A 22,175-nucleotide genomic window follows, 5' to 3' on the forward strand; every position below is an offset into this window, starting at 1 on the left:
TTAATAAAATGATTATTAGTGAGATAAGTTATTTTTGTTCATTAGTTTTACAATAATACTGCAATTTTTTTTAAATAACTGCATATAATTTACAATAACCTTGCGATTTTTTATAAACTAACGGTTGTTTTTTTTGCTTCATACTTCCTAAGTAGAATACATTTGTAAAAAATAAAACATATGAAAAAATTAGCGTTTATCTCAGCAGTAGTTTTCACTACATTAACGATACAATCTTGCAGACAGGCTGACGAAGTATTATCTCCAGAAGAAGCAGCAACTTTGCAAAGAGTACAGGACTCTTCAGCCACATCATTACAAATGGATAATGCTAATTCTGTAAATACAAATCAAAATAATAACACAGCTTCTTTTGTTGATGGAGAAATTTTACCTCCACCAAAAAAGTAAGCTTTTAATAAGAATTTTTTTTTCATCATTTGTGTTGGTTCTTTCGCGAATTTATTCGCGAAAGAATCTTTTTAAAAAAAATAAGAAATAGCGATTTGATCATGTCTTCTTTTTAAAAAAAATTATCCAGCGCAAGAACGAAACTGCTCATAATTGATAAAATTTTTAATTAAATAAAATCTTAACAAAAAACTAAACTGACTTTTTATATTTCACTTTTATATTTTACGCAAATCGGAATAAATTAAATTTTCTTCCGATTTTTTATTATTTAAAAATTTATAAAATGTATTGATGGTCACTAAAATTAACAGATATGGAAATACGAAAAAGGGCGACCAAAAATAAATAATCTGCAATTCTTCCGCATTTTATTTCTAGTTTTTCTTCTACGATTCCAACTGCCATGTGAAACAACTTATAGATAGGCAAATGTTAGCAAGTCGGCGATTTCGTCGATGAAGGTACGGTCGCTTATATTCGTTATCTCCAAAGAGATCAGGATGACTAATCAAAACCCTAATAACACTGAATATAAATTAAATATCTGGGTCAATTTTTTAATTAATTTAGATTAGTTTTAACGAAAAAATAGATATTATCAAATTTATAAAATATAAAAGAAAAAAATGTAATATTATCAAAATAAATAATTACTGTTTTCTAGATTCAAATCAATTATTTATATTTGTACAAATTCAGATTTTATGGAAACTACCTATATTGAAACGCAGCAGATATCTTTTCAGGACTTCAAGAACCAAATCTTAGAAGATTATAAATTGGGAAGGATAAGTCGGGAGATGTCATATCTCGGCAGACGAGAAGTGCTGACCGGAAAGGCTAAATTCGGTATTTTCGGCGATGGTAAAGAATTACCACAGTTGGCAATGGCAAAGGTTTTTAAAGATGGTGATTTCCGATCTGGATATTATCGTGATCAAACCTTCGCTTTCGCTATTGGTGCTGTAACTGTTGAAAGTTTCTTCGCTCAATTGTACGCAGATACGAGTATTGAACGCGAGCCCGCTTCTGCAGGACGTCAAATGAATGGTCATTATGCGACCAGAAGTTTGAACGAAGACGGAAGTTGGAAAAACTTAATGCAGCAAAAAAACATCTCTTCTGATATTTCTCCAACAGCCGGACAAATGCCTCGGTTATTAGGATTAGCCATGGCTTCCAAAGTATATAAATCTGTAAAATTTGAAGGTTCAGAAAAGTTTTCGAATAATGGAAATGAAGTTGCTTTCGGAACAATTGGAGATGCCTCGACGGCAGAAGGACATTTTTGGGAAACTTTAAATGCTGCTTGTGCTTTACAAGTTCCAATGATCACTTCGATTTGGGATGATGGTTACGGGATTTCTGTTCCTACTCACAACCAAAGAGCAAAAGCGGATATTGCAGAAATGCTGTCCGGTTTCCAAAGAAAAGAAGGCGAAAATCAAGGATGTGAAATTATTCAAGTAAAAGCTTGGGATTATCCGTCGCTTTTGGACGCTTATGCAAAAGCCGAGCATTTTGCAAGAACAGAAAGTGTTCCGGTTGTCGTTCACGTTATTGAAGTCACTCAACCACAAGGTCATTCAACTTCCGGATCCCACGAAAGATATAAAAATGAAGACCGATTGAAATGGGAAGGTGAATTCGACGGATTACTGAAATTTAAAGAATGGATCCTCGATTATTCAATTGAAATAGAAGGTAAAGAGCAACAGCTAACGACCGCTGAAGAATTAGAAAAAATTGAAGAGGAGGCCAAGAAGTTTGTTAAGAACGGTCAGAAAAAAGCTTGGGAAGATTATCAAAAATCAATTCAAGATTTAAGAGAGTCTGTCCTTCCTTTTGTAGAAACTTTAAAAGCACAAAATACTGAAGTGGCTGCAGAATTGGAAAAATTCAAGGCAGTGGTTACGGTGGCGAAGAAAGATATTTTTCATTTGATTAGAAAATCATTATTGCTTACCAGAACAAATCAATCGGCAGAAAGACAAAACCTTCAAAGTAAATTCGAAGAAGTTTTCACCGTTGAAAAAGAGAATTATTCCTCTCATTTATATTCGCAATCCGACTGGAAAGCGACGAACGTTAAAGAAGTTGCGCCCATTTTTTCTGACTCGTCAGAAACCGTTGACGGTAGAGTTGTAGTGAGAAATAACTTCGATAAAATCTTTGGCAAATATCCTGAAACTTTAATCTTTGGTGAAGATGCCGGAAATATTGGTGATGTAAATCAAGGTTTAGAAGGACTTCAAGAAAAGTATGGCGAGTTAAGAATCGCAGATACCGGAATTCGGGAAGCAACGATTCTTGGACAAGGAATCGGAATGGCCATGCGTGGATTAAGACCGATTGCAGAAATTCAATATTTAGATTATATTCTTTACTGTCTGCAAGGAATGAGCGACGATTTGGCAACTGTTCAATACAGAACAAGAGGTGGACAAAAAGCACCGTTAATCATCAGAACTCGTGGACACCGATTAGAAGGAGTTTGGCATTCAGGTTCACCGATGGCCGGAATTCTTAATCTTTCAAAAGGGATTTTAGTTCTAGTACCTCGTAACTTAACGATTGCTGCAGGATTTTATAATACCATGCTTCAAGCGGATGAACCAGCATTAATTATTGAATGTCTAAACGGTTACCGTTTGAAAGAAAAGCAACCTGATAACTTAGGAGAATTCACGATTCCAGTTGGGAAAATTGAAGTGACCAAAGAAGGTTCAGATGTTACTTTAGTTACTTACGGTTCCACTTGGAGACTAGTAACGGAAGCTGCTGCCGAATTGGAGAAAATCGGAATCTCCGCAGAAGTAATTGATATTCAATCGTTAATTCCATTTGATTTAAGTCATGAGATTTCTGAAAGTGTAAAGAAAACAAATAGATTGGTAATCATCGATGAAGATGTTGAAGGTGGTGCATCTGCCTTTATTCTTCAGCAGATTTTAGAGAAACAAAAAGCCTTTAGATATTTAGATTCTGATCCATTAACAATTTCTGCCGAAAATCACCGTCCACCGTATGGAAGTGATGGAGATTACTTCAGCAAACCAAGTGTTGATGATATGGTCGAAAAGGTTTACGCCCTGTTTACAGAAACAAATCCAGAAAAATTTCCGAAGATTTAATTCAAAAATATAAAGCAAACTTCGGTTTGCTTTTTTTATGCACACTTCTTGCATGGCTCGTTCAAATTTTATTGATATGAAAAATATATTGTTACCCATAGCTTTTGCAGCGCTGGTTGTTTCTTGTCAGAAAACTGAGGCTGCCGTTGCCGAACCTACAATTGATCACGTGGATCATAAGCATGAGAAAATCTTTCCGGTAAATGAAATGGTTACTTTGATGGACGATATGATGGTGAAAATGCATGATCAAACACCGAGTAGAAATAATAATGCAGATTTTGCGATCATGATGATTGCCCACCATGTCGGTGCCGTGGAAATGTCAGAACTACTTCTTAAAAAAGGAAAAGATCCTGTATTAAAATCGTTTGCTGAGAAAGTAATCGCTGCTCAAAACACAGAAATTGAGCAGATGAAGAACTTTCAAAATACCCGCGAAATTTCTACAGATTACGAAACATTTCAGCAAGCCTTAAATCAGTCCATGGCGGCGATGATGGATAAAAATATTAAAGTTCACGACGATATCGACAAAGATTACGCGCAGCAGATGATTCCGCATCATAAGAGTGCCGTGGAAATGGCAGAAGTGTATTTAAAATTTGGTAAACAACCTGACTTATGGAAACTTTCTAAAAGTATTGTTAGTGAGCAGAAGAAAGAGATTGCTGAACTTGAAATGTGGCTGCAGAAAAATTAAAATTAAATTTGAAACAGATAACCACTTTCCATACAAAAATCATCCAAACTTCCTCAAAAATTTTCCGTAAATTCGCATCAAATTTTTAAATAATGAACTACGATATTATTGTCATTGGGAGTGGACCTGGTGGTTACGTTACGGCAATCAGAGCCGCACAATTAGGTTTTAAAACTGCCATTATTGAAAAAGAAAGCTTGGGCGGAATTTGCTTGAACTGGGGTTGTATCCCAACCAAAGCTTTGCTTAAATCTGCACACGTTTTTAAATATTTACAACAAGCCGAACAATACGGTTTAAATAAAGTAGAAAATCCTGGTTTTGATTTTTCAAAAGTCATCCAGAGAAGTAGAGGAGTTGCCACGAAAATGAGTGGTGGAATTGCATTCTTGATGAAGAAAAATAAGATTGACGTCATCATGGGAACTGCCAAAATTCAAAAAGGTAAAAAAGTTTCTGTAACCGATAAAGATGGAAAAGCAACTGAATATTCAGGGGAACATATCATTATCGCAACTGGAGCTCGTTCGAGAGAATTGCCAAATATTCCACAAGATGGAAAAAAAATAATCGGATACCGTCAAGCGATGGTTCTTCCAGAGCAACCTAAATCGATGATCGTTGTTGGTTCAGGTGCGATCGGAATTGAGTTCGCTGATTTCTATAACACGATGGGAACGAAAGTAACTGTGGTAGAATTCATGCCAAATATTCTTCCTGTGGAAGATGAAGATACCTCAAAACACGTGGAGAAATCTTTGAAAAAATCAGGGATTGAAATCATGACCAACGCTTCCGTAGAATCTGTGGATACTTCTGGAAACGGCGTAAAAGCTACCGTGGAAACAGCAACTGGAAACATCACTTTAGAAGCAGATATTTTACTTTCAGCGGTTGGAATCGCTTCTAATATTGAAGGTCAAGGTTTCGAAGAAGTAGGAATTCAGACTGATAAAGGAAAAGTTTTGGTGAACGAATGGTACGAAACTTCTGTTCCGGGCTATTATGCAATTGGTGATATTTTGGCGACCCAAGCTTTAGCGCACGTTGCGTCTGCAGAAGGAATTACGTGTGTTGAAAAAATCAAAGGACTTCACGTAGAAAAAATCGATTACGGAAATATTCCGGGTTGTACATATGCTCATCCAGAAGTGGCATCTGTTGGTTTAACCGAGAAGCAAGCGAAGGAAAAAGGTTACGAATTGAAAGTAGGTAAGTTCCCGTTCTCGGCTTCCGGAAAAGCAACAGCAAACGGTGATACCGATGGTTTCATCAAAGTGATTTTCGATGCCAAATACGGCGAATGGCTGGGTTGTCATATGGTCGGCGACGGCGTTACCGATATGATTGCAGAAGCAGTTGTAGCGCGTAAATTAGAAACAACCGGTCACGAAGTTTTAAAATCAATTCACCCGCATCCAACCATCTCCGAAGCAGTGATGGAAGCAGTTGCTGCCGCTTACGGCGAAGTGATTCACATCTAAAATATTCGAAATATTGATATACAAAACTCCAGTGATTTGCTGGAGTTTTTTTATTTTGAATTTTTTTGTTAATTAACCTTTTACTGCATTAACAGTTTCGAGTTGGTCTCCACGAAAAGTTTGCATTTTATGTTCTCCATTAATATCAAACCAATCACAGTACCAATTGTGACGTGTAGAATCATATCGTCTGATAGTCATGGTTGGTCCTCCTGATTTTAGCTGTACCAAATCACCTGATTTAAATTTTTCGCTTTCCATTGTTTATATTTTTATGTATTCAAATATAGAAAATTTTAAATATAAATTTGATGGTTCTGCAACTCTAAATAAAACGATTTCACTTTATTTATAATCCCAAAAAATTTATTGTTTCCATCTTTAGTTAACAATTTTTCCATATTATAGTCAGAGCTATTTCTGTTGTATTGTACTCCATCCAAGGAATTTTCCTCTATGTTAAAAAGTGAAGAATCGTCACCAATCATTTCCTTAACTGCACGTATGGAGAAATCATCTAACATTGTTTTTGGTTTAACATTTATGATCGAGATTAGCCTTCCAATATCAAATTTAATAAGCTTACCATCCTTTTCGCAAATCACAGAATAAATCCATCTTCCGTTAGGATTAGAAGGGTTTGACTTTCCAGTTTTAGCAAATCCAAATATTTTATCACCCTTAAAATTATACTCATTGTCAAAAGGAAATGCCACAGGTATTTGTTCAATCAGACTTTTACTAAGTTTTATTCCATCAACTTTCATAATATTTATTTGAATTGTTGACTGATTAGCAAAGATTATTTTCTTATCCATATTTTTGGTTTTTGTAAAAATATCAAACATTTCCCAGTAAAAAAAGTTGGATTTTATCTGGTAGAACAAATTCTATTTAATTCCTTTGAAAACGCAAAAATTACATGCTGCGCAAAGTCTCCGATTTGAGCTATTTAAGACAAATACTCTTATCAATCTGCATAAAAATTGAATGTAGAAATGATATTCGAGGTGTCAGAAATGGCATTTGAGGCTGCAGAAATGGTACTTGAAGGTGCAGAAATAATAAAACAACATTGCGGAATCATTTCCTTAATTGATAATCTAAGCATTTCAGCAATTTCATAAGATAATTGCAATAAAAAACCTTTAAAAGGACAAAAAACGCAAAATTTAAGTTTCAATTTATGTGGAAGCATTTCTCCTTAAATGAATTCGAAGTATAAAAGTTTTAAAAAACGAATTTCCAACACTTTGCTTTTCAATAATTTAACATCAAAAATAAATTTTTAAAACCAACATTTCCTACATTTGTGTAAACTAAAAACACAAAACCATGAGATTCTTCGATTTTCATTGCCACCCGATTTTGAAACAATTATTCAGTGACTCACCCAATATTGATTCTCTGATTTACAAAAGCGATGTCGCTTTTCTACCCCGATTCATGTCGGATCTTCCGAATATAATTGAGTCCCAGATACATCAATCCCAACTCGCGCAGTTTAATGAAGAAGTGGTTGTTGGCGCTGTTCTTTATAGTCCCGAACGGTATGTTGCAAAAGCAGTCATTCCTTTAATTCCGTATTTAAAGTCAAGTTCGCGTTATAAACTTTCTACAACGCTTTTAGCGAAAATTGAAAATAATCAATACAAAGCTTTCAGCGATTTCCTAATGAACAGAACTTTGCAACCATATCTCGACGCAAAAACTTCTTTCAATATTCTCACAAAAGACAGTTTCAAAACGGGACTTCCGAAAAATAAAGTCAATATTTTCTTTATTATTGAAGGTTGCCATTCTGTGGCAGATGACAATAATTTCTGCGACGCGACTCACAAATATAATCCCGATACCATTTTAAAAAACTTGGATAAAGTTCTGGCAAAAGTGAATGTGCTTGCGGTTAATATTACGCATTTGCAACAATCCAGTCTTTGCAATCACGCTTTTGGAATGCAGATTTCTAATTCTACGGATTTTCTTCCAACAGGAAATGGTTTCGAAAATGATGGACGAAAAGTCGTGCAAGGTTTATTTGACCGGAAAATTTGTGTCGATGTAAAACACCTAAGTTATAAATCGCGTAAAGATTTAATGACCGAAATAGATACCGGAAAGTTTAAAAACAAACAACCTTTAGTTTGCACGCATGCTGGATTCATCGGAACTTCTTTTAAAAACTGGCCAGGTTACATGCAAGTCAAAAAACCACTTTCAGGTGCGATTTATGTGGAGCACACCAAACCTTTTGACTCTGAAAAAATGCTGACCAGACCAGGGTTTCCAACCTTTAATTCATCCACCATTAATTTATTCGATGAAGAAATCTCCTGGATCGTAAAAAATGGGGGAGTGATTGGAGTTTCTTTGGACAGACGAATTTTAGGATATGTTGATCGCAACGATGAAAAACCAACCGGACAAGATTCAACCTCTGACCGAATTGTGGATAAAGAATATTTCAGCAAAACAGAATGGGCCGCTTTGGGAATTAAGAATCAGGATATTGGCAAAAGCATTGATGATGATTTTAGTTTAACGATGGCAGAACTGGAAGAATGTACCGAACAATCGATTCCACAGCGTGATGAATATTTTTATGATCACTTTTTAAATCACCTCTATCATTATTTGAAAGTTTGCAAAGCCAACGGAATTGATCTCAAAAAAGCCCAGAAACAAATTACGGTAGGCAGCGATTACGACGGTTTGATTAATCCTTTTCTCAATATTTCAACCGTTGATAAAATGGCGAATCTCAAGAGTTATGTACGAATGAATTTCGGTTATTTCCTAAACTCGATGGAGGATTCTAAAAAATGGTCGCACGAATTAAACACCGATACTTTCGTCGAAGATCTTTTTTACAATAATGGAATCGCTTTCGTAAAATCTCGATTTAATTAAGACCAATTATAAATATTACGATGGCGAGGATCAATTTCGGCGGTCAAAACTAAGATTATTTTAACATTTACAGTCATCGTTAAAAATTATCGTTAACGATATTAGATGAATCATATTTAAGTCTATCTTCGAGCAAATTAATTTAAAATTTAAACATTGATTATGAAATTAGTAAAAACAATTTGTGCCTTTTTGGTTGTAGGAGTACTAGCGGCTTCTTGTGAGAAAAAAGAAGCAGTCACAACAGACATGACTGATTCGTCAGCAGCACCGATGGATACTACAGTAGTAGTTACAACACCAAACATTGTAGAAGTAGCATCTGGAAACGCAGACTTCTCAACATTGGTAGCGGCAGTAAAAGCAGCAGGATTAGTTGAAACGTTGAGTGGAGACGGTCCTTTCACCGTTTTTGCACCAACCAACGCTGCCTTTGATAAACTTCCTGCCGGAACGGTAGATGGTTTATTGAAACCTGAAAGTATGGATAAACTGAAATCAGTTTTGACATATCACGTTGTAGCAGGGAAATTTGACGCTGCTGCAGTAATTGACGCTATCAACAAGAACAACGGAAAATATACCGTTACAACCGTTCAAGGTGGAAAAATCGACTTAAGTTTAAAAGGCGATAAAGTTATGTTAACGGATGCTAACGGAGGAACAGCGGAAGTTGTGATGGCTGACGTACCAGCTTCTAATGGAGTAATTCATGCAATTGATACGGTAGTGATGCCTAAATAAGGTTTCAAACCTCTCATTTATAAACCGTTGTAGCAATACAACGGTTTTTTTTTGAAAATTCACCACAACTTTTTTTATTGTTATTTAAATAATCGGTCTTTTAAACAGTCTTTGAATTTCTAACTCGAGTTGCGTAAAGTTTTCTGGCTTTAGTAATTACAGGTAAATCAAATTTTAAAGTCTTGGTTTTTATTTCCCAAATAGTTCTATCTTAACATCAAATTATTATCTATGCACCTGAAATCTTTTATTCCGGTTTTTTTGTTGACTGGCGCAGCGTTTTTTGCTCAAACCAAGAATGATATCATCGTTCCTAATGAGAATCTGATAACCGAAAATATTCCCGCGATTCCGAAAAGTTTAAACGAAAAAATTAAGAAATACACCGAAAGCAGAAGTGCGAACTTTACCGCAATTCATCCTAATGGAAAAGAGCTGATCATGGTGACCAGATTTGCTTCTACCAATCAATTGCACCATTTAACGCAACCTTTAGGCAACCGTAAACAAATTACCTTTTTTGATGAACCTGTGAATTCTGCAGATTTTGAACCAACAGAAGGAAAATATTTAGTCTATTCAAAAGACATTGGCGGAAATGAATTCGGTCAACTTTTTAAATTAGATTTGAATTCGATGGAATCCACGCTGCTAACAGATGGCGGAAGATCCCAAAACGGCGGTATGCGCTGGAAGAAAGATGGCTCAGGTTTCTACTTTTCTTCAACCAAAAGAAATGGCGGCGACCGGGATATTTATTTCATGAATCCGTTAAAACCGAACGAAACCAAATTGATTTTGGAAGTGAAAGGCGGCGGTTGGGGAATTTCTGATATATCTGAAGATGGCAAAAAACTCATCATTGGCGAATATGTTTCTGCAAATGAATCACATCTTTATTTATTCGATACGGAAACCAAAAAACTGGAACCGATTACCGATCGAAATGAAAAACAGATTGTTCAAAGCAGTGCTAAGTTCGCTAAGAACTCCGATGAGATCTGGTATGTAACCGATCGTGATAATGAGTTTAAGAGATTGGCTTTAATGAATTTGAAAACGAAAAAAATCAATTATTTCACAACGGAGATTCCGTGGGAAGTTTCGGGTTTATCTTTATCGAAAGACAAATCAAAAATCGCTTTTGAAATTAATGAAAGTGGCTTGAATAAATTATATCTGATGGATACTTCTACCAAGAAATATTCGGAGATTAAAGGTTTAGCAGTTGGATTGATTAACGGAACTGCCTTTACCAAAGATGGTAAATCATTATTTTTTGCACAATCTACTTACGATTCTTCCTCTGATATTTACAAATTGGATTTAGCCACCAATAAAATCGAAAGATGGACTGACAGCGAGCAAGGAGAAATGCCGAAAGCTGATATGTCAAAACCAAAATTAATTGAATGGACCAGTTTTGACAAGATGAAAATCTCTGGATTCTATTATCCAGTTTCTAAAAAGTTCACTGGGAAAAGACCAGTTCTAATTAATATTCATGGTGGTCCGGAAGGACAATCGATGGCGTCTTCTTTGGGTTCTAATAATTATTACACCAATGAAATGGGCGTGGCTTTGATTTACCCGAATGTTCGTGGGTCTTCAGGTTTCGGTAAAACTTATATTGCCAGTGACAACGGTTTCAATAGAATGAATTCTGTGAAAGACATCGACTCTTTATTAGATTGGATTGCCAAACAACCAGAACTCGATAAAGACCGAATTATGATCATGGGCGGAAGTTATGGAGGTTTTATGACTTTGGCAACGGCTTATGAATACGCAGACCGAATCAGATGTTCGGTTGATGTAGTTGGAATTTCTGACTTTAACACCTTCCTAAAAAATACCGAAGAATACCGACGTGATTTAAGAAGAGCAGAGTATGGTGATGAACGCGATCCGAAAATGAGTGAATTTTTCACCAAGATTGCACCTTTAAATAATACCGATAAAATTAAAAAACCAATGTTCATTATTCAGGGAACAAACGATCCAAGAGTTCCTGTGACTGAAGCGATGCAAATGCGTGATAAACTAAAAGCACAAGGAAATACCGTTTGGTATTTAGAAGCTAAAAATGAAGGTCACGGTTTCCGTAAAAAAGAAAACGTAGATTATCAAAGGCTGGCTGTTATTAAGTTTATGCAAGAGTATCTCTTAAATTAGTAACTGCAGCATTGCAATATTACAACAGGAAACCACAGATTATGTCTGTGGTTTCTTATTTTTGTCTAACTTATTTAAAATGGAAAAATATAATTTAGGTTTGGTTCTTTCCGGCGGTGGAACAAAAGGCCTTGCGCATGCAGGCGTTTTAAAATTTCTGGCTGAGAAAAATATCAACGTAGACGTATTGTCGTGCTGTAGCGCAGGCGCGATTGTTGGCGCTCTGCACGGCGTCGGAAAATCTGGAGAGGAAATATTGGATTTTTTTAAATCGGTCTATTTCTTTAACTGGCGACATTTTGCGTTCAATAAACCGGGCTTAGTTTCTTCCAGAATTTTTTCAAATTATTTGTATCCTATTTTTGAAGACATGACCATTGGAGAATTGGATATTAATTTGAAAATAATCGCTACCGAATTGGTTTCAGGCGAGCAGAAAATTTTTGAAGGCAGTGACAAAATTGTCGATGCCGTGATCGCCTCTTGCTCCATTCCTGGAATTACGGTGCCTTATATTGTTGGCGACAAAATGTATAGTGACGGAGGCGTTTTAAATAATTTTCCAGCAGATATCATTCATCTGGACTGTAAAAAGCTAATTGGCGTTTATGTTTCGCCTCCGCAAGATGTTGAAATTGGAGATCTTAACACTATAAAAGCCGTCACAACCAGAGCTTATGAATTAATGTCGCACCGCACAGAAATTCATAAATTTTCTTACTGTGACTGGATTATTACGTCTAAAAAATTAGCCAACTATGGAACTTTTGAAAGAAATGCAGAGCGATTAGAAGAGAATTTTGAGATAGGTTATCAAGCAGCAAAGTCTTCTTACGATGAAAGTATTTTCAAAACAGATATTTAAAATAAATTAAAACTCCAACCACCACTGAAGCCATCGTCATTATAAATACAGAGCCGGCTGCCATGTCTTTAATGATTTTAATTCTCTCGTCATACTCTGGCTGAATAATATCGCATATTTTTTCGACACAAGTATTCAAAATCTCTAAACTTAAAACGGCAAAACAGACCACCAAAATAATAGCTGCATCTACGGTAGAGACCCTTAAATAAACAATAAGGAAAAGGTTAACCAGCAAAGCGAAAACTTCAATTTGAAAATTACGTTCAGACTTTAGCATCCAAACTGCGCCTTTAATGGCGTTCCAAAAACTTTTATGAATCGGCGGTTTCCTCATTACCAGTTTTTATCAATCATATAAATTAATTGCCCCATCGTTACCGCTCCTAAAAGCAATTCTCTTCTGTTGACTTTATCAAAAGTATCTTCCTCGGAATGATGGATGTCGAAATATCTCTGCGAATCAGGGATTAGTCCTGCTAACGGAACACCTAGCGGTTCCATGGGTTCTATATCTGTCCCGGCATACTCTAACTCAAAATTATGAATTCCGTACGGCAAAAATAATGTTCTCCAAGATTGAATTTGTTCGCGCTTTGTACGATCCATTAATAATGAAATTCCGCGCGGCGTAAATCCGCCACCATCACTTTCAATGGCAAATAAATGTTTCTCATTATTTTTCTTGATGTTTTCAGCATATTGTTTTCCGCCTTTTACGCCGTTTTCTTCATTGGCAAAACAAACAACTCGAATCGTGTGGTTATTTTTGATTCCGAGGTTTTTAAAGGTTCTCAAGACTTCAATACTTTGAACGATTCCGGCGCCGTCATCTTGCGCACCTTCGCCCACATCCCAAGAATCTAAATGTCCACCAACCACGATGACGCTTTTATCTTTCTTGCCCGTAATTTCTCCAATCACTGAATGAGAAAGTTTCTCTCCTTTCATGGCCGCATTAGAATTTAATTTAGCAAATACTTTTTGTGTTTTTAAAGTTTTCTCCAGTTCATCAGCACTTTTTGGTCCAATAGCAACAGCTGGGATTTTAGTCGTATCATCTTCTGCATAACGCATCGCTCCAGTATGTGGAACGTCATCAAACGCAGAAGAAAGCGAACGGATAAGGACGGCTTTTGCACCTCTTTTTCCGGCCCAAGAAGCAGTGGCTCTACGGTAAATTGAGGCATCACCGTAAGCCTGACCTGTCATAATAAATTTTTGGTTGAAGGCATAATTAAAGAATATAATCTTCCCTTTTATGGCAGCATCAGGAAGTTGATCGAACTCTTCTTTATTTTTCACAAATACAATTTCTCCCTCTAAATCTTTTCCTTTTGTTCCTTCAGAATTCCCCAAGGAAAGCATTCTCAACGTTTTCCATATTCCGTTTCCTTCTTTTATTTGAAGGGATTCTTTGCCACGTTCCCAAACAGGAACCATCACTTCTTCTTTCCAGACTTTGTCGGCACCCGCTTCTCTTAATTTTAAAACAGCCCAATCGACGGATTTTTCATAAGCTGCGGAACCACTTAATCGATGTCCGATGTTTTGAGTCAGATCTCTTAAATTTTCATACGCTGTTCCATTAACCAACATTTCATCAGAAATATTTTTGAATTGAATAGAATCAGAATTTTGCTGGGAAAATAAAAATCCGCCCAAAAAGAGCGGAAGTATTTTTATAATTGAATAATTCATAGGATTTAAATTGATGACTCAAATTTAAAAAAAAATTAATAACAAAAGTACAATTATTGCTTCATATCGTACATAACTAAAGCTGTGACTAATTTGGGTTCGATATATGTACATTTCGGCGGCATAATCGTTTTATTATCGGACACTTTTAACAAGTCATTGAAACTTACGGGATAAATTCCAAAACCTACTTTAAATTTACCGGAATCTACGTTTTCTTTAATGTCATTAATCCCTGCAATAGAAGAAGTTCCTTTGATATAGGTGATTGCCTCAGTTTCTTTTGGATCGGCTATTCCTAAGATATCTTTGAAAATATACTCCTCCAACAATAAATGGTCAAGGTCATTCAGTTCGCTCTGTTGCTTTCTTAATTCATGTTTAACGTGCAAAGAATAAAACTTTCCACCCAAATACATGGAGATATGAAATTTCTGGGAAGGGTAGTAGGGTTGTTCCCCTTTTTCATGAAGAAGAAAATTCTTTTCAATTTCGGCTATAAATTCCTTTTCACTTAGTCCGTTCAAATCGGCTAGAAGTCTGTTATAATCATGAATTTTGATGGATTGGTTAGAGACTACATAGCTAAAAACATAATTGTATAATTCGGTGCCAGAGTGCTTCTTATTTTTGTTTTTTTGGTTTTCTGCGTTAAGAGCAGCAGATCCAATCCGATGGTGACCGTCGGCGATATAAAAGGAATCGATTTGCTCAAGAACTTCTTTGAACTGAAGCATCTTCAATCGATTGTCGATTTGCCAAACTTTATGTCTGGTTCCGTTTTCATCTAAATAATTCAAGACAGGAACATTTTTCTCTTCATGGTTCATCAGCATTTCCACTTTCGGATTTGCCATATAAGTCAGCAAAACGGGCTCCGCCTGAACATCAACTTTATCTAAATAATAGGCCAGCTTTTCTTTACGATAAGTGAGCGTAGATTCATGCTTTTTTATTTTTCCATTTTTAAAATCCTCCACACTAACCAAGCCTAAAAGGCCGCGGAATATGGTTTTATTCGCTAAAATTTGGGAATATAGATAATAGGAAGAATTATCTCGAATTAATTTCCGATCATCTAAAAGTTCTTCAAAATTCGTTCTGATCTTTCGAAGATTTCGGTCGATATCTTTCGATTTACTTACCACGTAAGGTTTGATCATTTGGATATACGACGAGTCGATTTGAGATTTTTTTTGAATTTCTTCCTGCGTGAAATTATCCAAGGGGTGCGTAGGAAAAATATCCACATAATCCTCGCTCGGACGAATTCCTCGGAATGGTTTAAATGTCGGCATATGTTAGGATAATTTCTTTTTAATGGCTATAATTTGCTCTGCAAGTTCCCTGCCAATTTTCTGTTGTGCATCTTGCGTGTTGCCACCTAAATGAGGCGAAAGCGATAAGTATGGATTCATTAAAATTGCCAATTCTGGATTGGGTTCTTTTTCGAAAACATCCAGCGCCGCACCGGCAACTTTTCCATTGTCAATGGCTTCGAGCAAAGTAACTTCATTGATGACTCCGCCCCTTGCAGTGTTGACGATGAAAACTCCGTCTTTCATCATTTCAAACTGTGCTGAATCAATAATATATTCCTTTGTTTTCGGGGTATTGATACTTAGAAAATCAACGTCTTTCAAAAACTCTTTGGTATCGTTGGTCGAAGTAATCTTAAATTCAATTTCTTGTCCATCAAAGAAATTGATTGAAACTGTTTCTGTTTTTGCATTTCTGGTCAGAACTTTCACTTTCATTCCGAGAGAAATACCGATCTTAATTACCTCTTGGCCAATTCCACCAAATCCAATTACTCCCAAGGTTTTCCCTTCCAATTCAACGGCCTTTGAAAATGACTTTTTCAAGTCTTTGAAATGAGTTTCACCTTCAAGCGGCATTAGTCGGTTGGACTCATGTAGAAATCGCGCCAAAGAAAAGAAGTGACCGAAGACCAATTCTGCCACGGAGCGACATGATGCGTTTGGCGTATTGATTACATATTTTCCTTTTTCAATTGCATATTCAACATCAATATTATCCATGCCAACCCCACCGCGACCGATGATTTTCAACTCTGGACAAGCGTCGATAATATCTTTTCTGACTTTGGTAGCGCTTCTAACCAACAAGACATCTACTTGATTTTCATTAATGAATTTAATGAGATGTTCCTGTGAGACTTTTGCTTCTAAAATTTCGATTCCTGCTTCAGTTAGCAGTTGTTCTCCGGCTTTAGAAAGACCGTCATTAGCAAGAACTATCATTAATTTAAATTTTTCATTACGTCAACTAAAACTTGAACACTTTCGATGGGCAGAGCATTATACATGCTTGCACGATAACCGCCAACACTTCTATGTCCGTTCAGACCACTAATTCCGGCAGCTTTCCAGGCGTTATCGAATTCCTCTTTTCTTGTGTCATCAAGTAACTTGAAAGTAGCATTCATTAAGGAGCGATCTTCTCCATTACAAAAAGTTTCAAATAATGCATTTCGATCGATTTCGTCATAAAGCAACTTTGCCTTGGCTTCATTTTGAACTTCTGCCGCAGCGATCCCACCATTTTTATCTAAATGTTGTAACGTTAAAAGTGAGGCGTAAACCGGGAAAACGGGTGGAGTATTATACATGGATTCTTTAGCAATGTGCAAAGAATAATCTAACATTGAAGGAATGTCTCTTCCTGTTTTTCCTAGTATTTCTTTTTTCACAACGACTAAAGTTGCTCCAGCTGGACCCATGTTTTTTTGAGCGCCGGCATAGATTAGATCAAATTGTGAAAAATCAATTACACGACTAAAAATATCTGAACTCATATCACAAACCAATAAAGTATTTACTTTCGGAAATTCTCTCATTTGAGTTCCGTAAATGGTATTGTTAGAGGTGCAGTGAAAATAATCGTAATCACTTCCTACCGTGTACTTTTTTGGAATGAAAGAATAATTGTCTTCTTTTGAAGACCCAACTACATCAACCGTTCCTAATTTTTTTCCTTCTTTAATGGCACCTGCCGCCCAAGTTCCAGTATCTGTATAAGCAGCTTTTCCGTTTCCGGTTTTCATTAAATTAAAGGGAACCATTGCAAACTGCAAACTGGCGCCACCACCTAAATATAAAACTTCATAATCATCGCCCAACTTCATCAATCGCTTTACAATCGCTCTGGCTTCGTCCATTACGGCTACGAAATCTTTGCTACGGTGAGAAATCTCTAATAAAGATAACCCGCTTCCATTAAAATCGAGAATTGCTTCAGCCGATTTTTGGAAAACTTCCTGTGGTAAGATGCAGGGACCTGCACTGAAGTTGTGTTTTTTACTCATACTTTTTGGTTTTTATAAGGATGGAAGAAAAGTCGTCGTGAATTTTGAATTGGAATAATTTTAAAAACGGGGTAAAAAAAACGCTCACAATTGGTGAGCGGGTTTCTTTATTCTCCGTGCAAAAAGGCTTTTTTCTCGAGTAAACTTTCCTCTGATTCCACATGATCTTCATCTGGAATACAGCAGTCTACGGGACAAACCGCGGCACATTGCGGTTCTTCATGGAAGCCCATACATTCGGTACACTTATCGGTGACAATGAAATATACATCGTCGCTTACGGGTTCTTGTGGGGAATCGGCGTCAATCGCTAAGCCTGATTTCATTACTACTTTTCCTTTAAGTGCAGTTCCATCTGAGGCTTTCCAATCAACCGCACCTTCATAGATTGCGTTGTTTGGACATTCTGGCTCACAAGCGCCACAATTAATACATTCGTCTGTTATTTTAATAGCCATTGCTACTTTATTTTTTTAAATTTGTACAAAATTACTAAAAATACCTCAATTTCCCATACAATGAACATAGAAAAACAAATTTCAGGCCTTTGTAAATTAAGTCTTTATATCAAAGAATTTTTACAAAAAGGTGGCGAAAATTTTAATGAAAGTGATGAGGAATTTAACGCAATCTTGCGAAAATCTGAAATTGAAAATTCCTGGTTTACTCTTGAAAATCAAAAAATCAGTTTGACTAAATGGGCGAATTTACTGACTGAAAAGAACATAAAAAATTGGCTTTCAAAATATGATATTGGCAAATCTCCCAAAAAAGTAGGATTAATCTTGGCTGGAAATATTCCCTTGGTCGGATTTCATGATGTAATTTCAGTAATTTTAAGTCAGCATATTCCGGTGATAAAATTATCGTCAAAGGATAAAACAATGTTACCTTTTTTACTGAGTAAATGGAACGAGTTTTCAGAAGGAAATATCAACTATGAATTTGCGGAGAGATTAAAAGATTTTGATGCAGTCATTGCAACTGGAAGCAATAATACCGCCAGATACTTAGAGTACTATTTTAAAGATTCTTTGACTATTATTCGTAAAAACAGAACATCAGTTACCATCTTAAAAGGTGATGAAACGGTGGCGGAATTGCAACTTTTAGCAGAGGATATTTTCCGCTATTTTGGATTAGGCTGTCGTAATGTTACCAGACTTTTTATTCCGCATGATTTTTTAATCGATAAAATATTTGAAAGTTTCCTGAATTTTAAAGAAGTCATTAATCATAACAAATACGCCAACAATTACGAGTATAATCGCGCGATTTACTTATTAAATCAAGACCGATTTTGGGATAATAATTTTGTAATGCTCAAAGAAGATGACGCTTTATTTTCGCCGCTTGCCGTGTTGAATTTCAGCCGTTACAATAATATTGAGGAGGTTCAAGATTTTATTAGTGAGAATGAACTGAATATTCAGGCGATTGTAGCCAACCCAGATTTAGGATTTGATTCCATCAACTTCGGAGAAGCGCAAAACCCTGGTTTAGATACTTACGCTGATAACGTTGACACGATGAAGTTTTTAGAAGTGATTTAAAAGCTTAAAACCTCGACTTTTTCGGATTTAAATACGTTTTAAAAATCATCACATTTTCGCCGAATTTATTTAAGATTCTCTCGGTGATATTGGTGAATTCAATTTCAACGAAATCCTGGCGTTTCTCTTCATCTGCAAAAATCAAAAGAAGATTGGTGTTTTTCCCTTCAGCAATCATCTCACTTTCAACTTCTGACAAGATGTATTTCTCAGCATCAATTAAATTTTCAACCATTTGATGAAGATCGGATTCTAAGTATAAATCCCATTCTTTACTGATGCTTTCTGTGGTATGAAAAGTGATGCTTAAAACGCTCATTTATTTAACTTTTATTGTGATTTTTCGACGAAATTATAGCGCAAAAATCGGGATTTTTTTCGTAATTTAGCACGTTATTAAAATTAGAATTGTAAGAAAAGTCAAGTGTAATTATAACTGCTTGATTTTCATTTTATTAAAATATTATGCATACAGAAGGAGAAAGGTTAATTCCAATCAACATTGTTGATGAAATGAAATCCTCTTATATCGATTATTCGATGTCGGTAATTGTTTCCAGAGCGTTACCCGATGTAAGAGATGGCTTAAAGCCGGTTCACAGACGAGTTCTTTACGGAATGTACGGATTGAACGTTTTTTCAAACAGAAAACATTTAAAATCAGCCAGAATCGTTGGAGATGTACTCGGTAAATATCACCCACATGGTGACACTTCCGTTTACGATGCCATGGTAAGAATGGCGCAGCCTTGGAGTTTGCGTTATCAACTGGTAGATGGGCAGGGTAACTTTGGGTCTGTAGATGGCGATCCGCCCGCAGCAATGCGTTATACGGAAGCACGAATGAAAAAGATTTCTGATGAAATTTTAGCAGATCTTGATAAAGATACCGTTGACTTTCAAAATAACTTTGATGATTCGATGACGGAACCGACCGTGATGCCGACGAAAATCCCTAATCTTTTGGTAAATGGAACTTCTGGTATTGCAGTGGGAATGGCGACGAATATGGCGCCGCATAACTTGTCAGAATCCATTGATGGGATCTGTGCCTATATCGACAATCCAGATATTACAATTGATGAGTTAATGCAATTCATCATCGCGCCTGATTTCCCAACTGGTGGAATCATTTATGGTTACGATGGTGTTCGTGAGGCCTTACACACCGGACGAGGAAGAGTAGTTCTTCGTGCGAAAGTTGGGTTTGAAGAAATTGGAAACAGAAATGCAATTATCGTAACCGAGATTCCTTATCAGGTTAACAAAGCCGATATGATTGCAAGAACGGCCGAACTTGTTAAAGATGATAAAATCCCGGGAATCTATGAGATCCGTGATGAGTCAGACAGACAAGGAATGCGTGTGGTTTATGAACTTAAAAACGATGCGATACCGAATGTAGTCTTGAACATGCTTTATAAATATACCGCATTACAAACTTCATTTAGTGTTAATAATATTGCCTTGGTGAAAGGCCGTCCGGTACAGTTAAATGTTAAAGATTTAATTCTTCATTTCGTAGATCATAGACATGAGGTAATTGTTCGTAGAACAAAATACGATTTAAGAAAAGCCAGAGAAAGAGCCCATATTCTTGAAGGTTTCATGAAAGTGATTGGAACCCAAGATTCTTTAGATAGAGCAATTGCAATCATTCGAAACAGTACTAATCCTGCCGAAGCAAAAGAAGGATTAATGGCTGAATTCGAGCTTTCTGATATTCAAGCACAAGCAATCTTAGATTTAAGATTGGCTCGTTTGACTGGAATGGAACTCGACAAAATCCGGGCAGAATACGACGAAATAATGGCGTTAATTAATGACTTGGAAGATATCTTAGCCAATGAGCCAAGAAGATACCAAATCATTAAAGACGAAATGTTAGAAATGAAAGAAAAGTACGGTGACGAAAGACGGACGGAAATTGATTATTCAGGTGGCGAAATGTCAATTGAAGATTTAATTCCAGACGAAAAAGTAGTACTTACTATTTCTCATGCAGGTTATATTAAAAGAACTTCACTTTCAGAATATAAAGTACAAAGTAGAGGTGGCGTCGGAAACCGTGCAGCAACAACCCGAGATGAAGATTTCTTGGAATATATTGTCGCAGCAACCAATCACCAGTACATGCTTTTCTTCACCGAAAAAGGGAAGTGTTTCTGGTTAAGAGTATTTGAAATTCCAGAAGGTTCAAAAATATCGAAAGGTAGAGCAGTTCAGAATTTAATTAACATTGAACCAGATGATAAGATTAAAGCTTACATCAGGACTAATGATTTAAAGGATAAGGAATATATCAACCAAATGAATGTGGTGATGATTACCAAAAACGGAACCATCAAGAAAACATCATTGGAAGCGTATTCAAGACCGAGAACAAATGGAGTAAATGCCATTGAAATCAGAGAAAATGATCAACTTTTAGGAGCAAGATTAACCGACGGAAATTCCGAGATTATGATTGCTACCAAAGACGGAAAATGTATTCGTTTCCCAGAAGAGAAAGCGAGAGCGGTAGGACGTGGTTCCATCGGTGTTCGCGGTATTTCTCTAGCAGAAGGTGACGAAGTTATTGGTATGATAGTTGTGAATGACGTGGAGAATGAAACGGTTTTAGTAGTTTCTGAGCGTGGTTACGGAAAACGTACAGCAGTACAAGATTACCGAATTACCAACCGTGGCGGAAAAGGAGTTATCACTCTAAACGTTACTGAGAAAACTGGAAATCTTATTGCGATTCAAATGGTAACTGACGATGATGGTTTAATGATCATCAACAAATCAGGTGTCGCAATTAGAATGGGCATGGACGAAATGCGCGTGATGGGTCGTAATACTCAAGGAGTGAAAGTAATCAATTTGAAAAAGAATGATGAAATTGCCGCAATCGCTAAAGTAGAAATGGACAAAGAAGTAATCGTTGATGAAGAAATAGATGAACTGGCAACAGATTTACCAACAGAAAATGTAGATTCAGATCGTCCAGAATTTAGTGATCAGGAACAGACTGGCAATAATGCTTTTACCAATATCGGCGACCCTGAAGTCCTCAAGAAAATTGAAGACGAAGAGGCTGCGCAAAACGATTCAGAAGAAAATGAAAATTCAGACGAAGAGCCTGAGGAATAATAAATAACCAAATTTTTAATTAAAATAAA

General features: G+C 36.3%; 20 protein-coding genes. 10 read left to right on the forward strand and 10 right to left on the reverse strand.

The window, feature by feature from the left end; translation table 11 throughout:
* Nucleotides 1-180: 180 nt before the first annotated feature.
* The 4 genes from BMX49_RS07660 to lpdA all read left to right on the forward strand — a co-directional run bounded on the left by BMX49_RS07660 (nucleotide 181) and on the right by lpdA (nucleotide 5,735).
* Nucleotides 181-411 (forward strand): hypothetical protein, encoded by a 231-nt coding sequence (locus BMX49_RS07660; protein WP_034716250.1) that lies wholly within the window; start codon nucleotides 181-183, stop codon nucleotides 409-411.
* A gap of 707 nt (nucleotides 412-1,118) precedes the next feature.
* Nucleotides 1,119-3,548 (forward strand): alpha-ketoacid dehydrogenase subunit alpha/beta, encoded by a 2,430-nt coding sequence (locus BMX49_RS07665; RefSeq protein ID WP_034716248.1) that lies wholly within the window; start codon nucleotides 1,119-1,121, stop codon nucleotides 3,546-3,548.
* Between the two features lie 76 nt (nucleotides 3,549-3,624).
* A complete protein-coding gene (locus BMX49_RS07670) occupies nucleotides 3,625-4,251 on the forward strand; it encodes a DUF305 domain-containing protein (RefSeq protein ID WP_170166234.1) in 627 nt (208 codons plus the stop codon).
* 92 nt (nucleotides 4,252-4,343) lie between these two features.
* Nucleotides 4,344-5,735 carry a dihydrolipoyl dehydrogenase gene (gene lpdA, locus BMX49_RS07675; RefSeq protein ID WP_034716244.1) on the forward strand — a complete coding sequence of 464 codons (1,392 nt, stop codon included), beginning with the start codon at nucleotides 4,344-4,346 and terminating at the stop codon, nucleotides 5,733-5,735.
* A gap of 72 nt (nucleotides 5,736-5,807) precedes the next feature.
* Here lpdA and BMX49_RS07680 read toward each other — a convergent pair whose 3' ends face one another.
* The 3 genes from BMX49_RS07680 to BMX49_RS14710 all read right to left on the reverse strand — a co-directional run bounded on the left by BMX49_RS07680 (nucleotide 5,808) and on the right by BMX49_RS14710 (nucleotide 6,846).
* Nucleotides 5,808-5,996, reverse strand: a complete 189-nt coding sequence (locus tag BMX49_RS07680; protein WP_034716242.1) for a YodC family protein — start codon at nucleotides 5,994-5,996, stop codon at nucleotides 5,808-5,810.
* 35 nt (nucleotides 5,997-6,031) lie between these two features.
* On the reverse strand, nucleotides 6,032-6,553 hold the full coding sequence (locus BMX49_RS07685; RefSeq protein WP_126337079.1) for a hypothetical protein: 522 nt from the start codon (nucleotides 6,551-6,553) through the stop codon (nucleotides 6,032-6,034).
* Between the two features lie 152 nt (nucleotides 6,554-6,705).
* Nucleotides 6,706-6,846, reverse strand: a complete 141-nt coding sequence (locus BMX49_RS14710; protein ID WP_156030657.1) for a hypothetical protein — start codon at nucleotides 6,844-6,846, stop codon at nucleotides 6,706-6,708.
* 224 nt (nucleotides 6,847-7,070) lie between these two features.
* Here BMX49_RS14710 and BMX49_RS07695 point away from each other — a divergent pair, with 224 nt between their 5' ends.
* The 4 genes from BMX49_RS07695 (at nucleotide 7,071) to BMX49_RS07710 (ending at nucleotide 12,429) form a co-directional block, all read left to right on the forward strand.
* Nucleotides 7,071-8,645 carry an amidohydrolase family protein gene (locus BMX49_RS07695; RefSeq protein ID WP_034716236.1) on the forward strand — a complete coding sequence of 525 codons (1,575 nt, stop codon included), beginning with the start codon at nucleotides 7,071-7,073 and terminating at the stop codon, nucleotides 8,643-8,645.
* 162 nt (nucleotides 8,646-8,807) lie between these two features.
* Nucleotides 8,808-9,389, forward strand: a complete 582-nt coding sequence (locus tag BMX49_RS07700) for a fasciclin domain-containing protein (protein ID WP_126337081.1) — start codon at nucleotides 8,808-8,810, stop codon at nucleotides 9,387-9,389.
* Nucleotides 9,390-9,620: 231 nt separating this feature from the next.
* Nucleotides 9,621-11,564 (forward strand): S9 family peptidase, encoded by a 1,944-nt coding sequence (locus tag BMX49_RS07705; protein WP_051803510.1) that lies wholly within the window; start codon nucleotides 9,621-9,623, stop codon nucleotides 11,562-11,564.
* Nucleotides 11,565-11,643: 79 nt separating this feature from the next.
* Entirely contained in the window at nucleotides 11,644-12,429 is a 786-nt protein-coding gene (locus BMX49_RS07710) for a patatin-like phospholipase family protein (RefSeq protein ID WP_034716235.1), read from the forward strand.
* Here the strand turns inward: BMX49_RS07710 and BMX49_RS07715 are convergent.
* From BMX49_RS07715 to BMX49_RS07740, 6 genes are all read right to left on the reverse strand, one after another.
* Nucleotides 12,413-12,766, reverse strand: a complete 354-nt coding sequence (locus BMX49_RS07715; RefSeq protein ID WP_034716232.1) for a diacylglycerol kinase family protein — start codon at nucleotides 12,764-12,766, stop codon at nucleotides 12,413-12,415. The two genes, BMX49_RS07710 and BMX49_RS07715, sit on opposite strands and share 17 nt — an antisense overlap.
* The gene (locus BMX49_RS07720) at nucleotides 12,766-14,130 is read right to left on the reverse strand and encodes a M20/M25/M40 family metallo-hydrolase (RefSeq protein WP_034716230.1); all 1,365 of its coding nucleotides are present in this window, start codon (nucleotides 14,128-14,130) and stop codon (nucleotides 12,766-12,768) included. Before BMX49_RS07720 ends, BMX49_RS07715 begins: the two co-directional genes overlap by 1 nt.
* Nucleotides 14,131-14,183: 53 nt before the next feature.
* A complete protein-coding gene (locus BMX49_RS07725) occupies nucleotides 14,184-15,428 on the reverse strand; it encodes a DUF1015 domain-containing protein (RefSeq protein WP_034716228.1) in 1,245 nt (414 codons plus the stop codon).
* A gap of 3 nt (nucleotides 15,429-15,431) precedes the next feature.
* Nucleotides 15,432-16,394 (reverse strand): D-2-hydroxyacid dehydrogenase, encoded by a 963-nt coding sequence (locus BMX49_RS07730; protein ID WP_034716227.1) that lies wholly within the window; start codon nucleotides 16,392-16,394, stop codon nucleotides 15,432-15,434.
* A complete protein-coding gene (gene serC / locus BMX49_RS07735; RefSeq protein ID WP_034716226.1) occupies nucleotides 16,394-17,458 on the reverse strand; it encodes a 3-phosphoserine/phosphohydroxythreonine transaminase in 1,065 nt (354 codons plus the stop codon). Before serC ends, BMX49_RS07730 begins: the two co-directional genes overlap by 1 nt.
* A 107-nt stretch (nucleotides 17,459-17,565) precedes the next feature.
* Nucleotides 17,566-17,916, reverse strand: coding sequence for a 4Fe-4S dicluster domain-containing protein (locus BMX49_RS07740; protein ID WP_034716224.1), 351 nt, complete (start codon nucleotides 17,914-17,916; stop codon nucleotides 17,566-17,568).
* A 60-nt stretch (nucleotides 17,917-17,976) separates the two neighbouring features.
* Here BMX49_RS07740 and BMX49_RS07745 point away from each other — a divergent pair, with 60 nt between their 5' ends.
* The gene (locus BMX49_RS07745; RefSeq protein ID WP_034716221.1) at nucleotides 17,977-19,011 is read left to right on the forward strand and encodes an acyl-CoA reductase; all 1,035 of its coding nucleotides are present in this window, start codon (nucleotides 17,977-17,979) and stop codon (nucleotides 19,009-19,011) included.
* A 4-nt stretch (nucleotides 19,012-19,015) separates the two neighbouring features.
* On the opposite strand, the gene BMX49_RS07750 is transcribed toward BMX49_RS07745, so the two are convergent.
* Nucleotides 19,016-19,330: a DUF4286 family protein gene (locus BMX49_RS07750; RefSeq protein ID WP_034716219.1), complete on the reverse strand. Its 315-nt coding sequence runs from the start codon at nucleotides 19,328-19,330 to the stop codon at nucleotides 19,016-19,018.
* A 146-nt stretch (nucleotides 19,331-19,476) separates the two neighbouring features.
* On the opposite strand from BMX49_RS07750, the gene gyrA reads away from it, so the two are divergent.
* A complete protein-coding gene (gyrA, locus tag BMX49_RS07755) occupies nucleotides 19,477-22,146 on the forward strand; it encodes a DNA gyrase subunit A (RefSeq protein WP_034716217.1) in 2,670 nt (889 codons plus the stop codon).
* The last annotated feature ends 29 nt before the right edge of the window (nucleotides 22,147-22,175 follow it).

This window comes from Kaistella antarctica (assembly GCF_900109615.1).
Lineage (GTDB): Bacteria > Bacteroidota > Bacteroidia > Flavobacteriales > Weeksellaceae > Kaistella > Kaistella antarctica.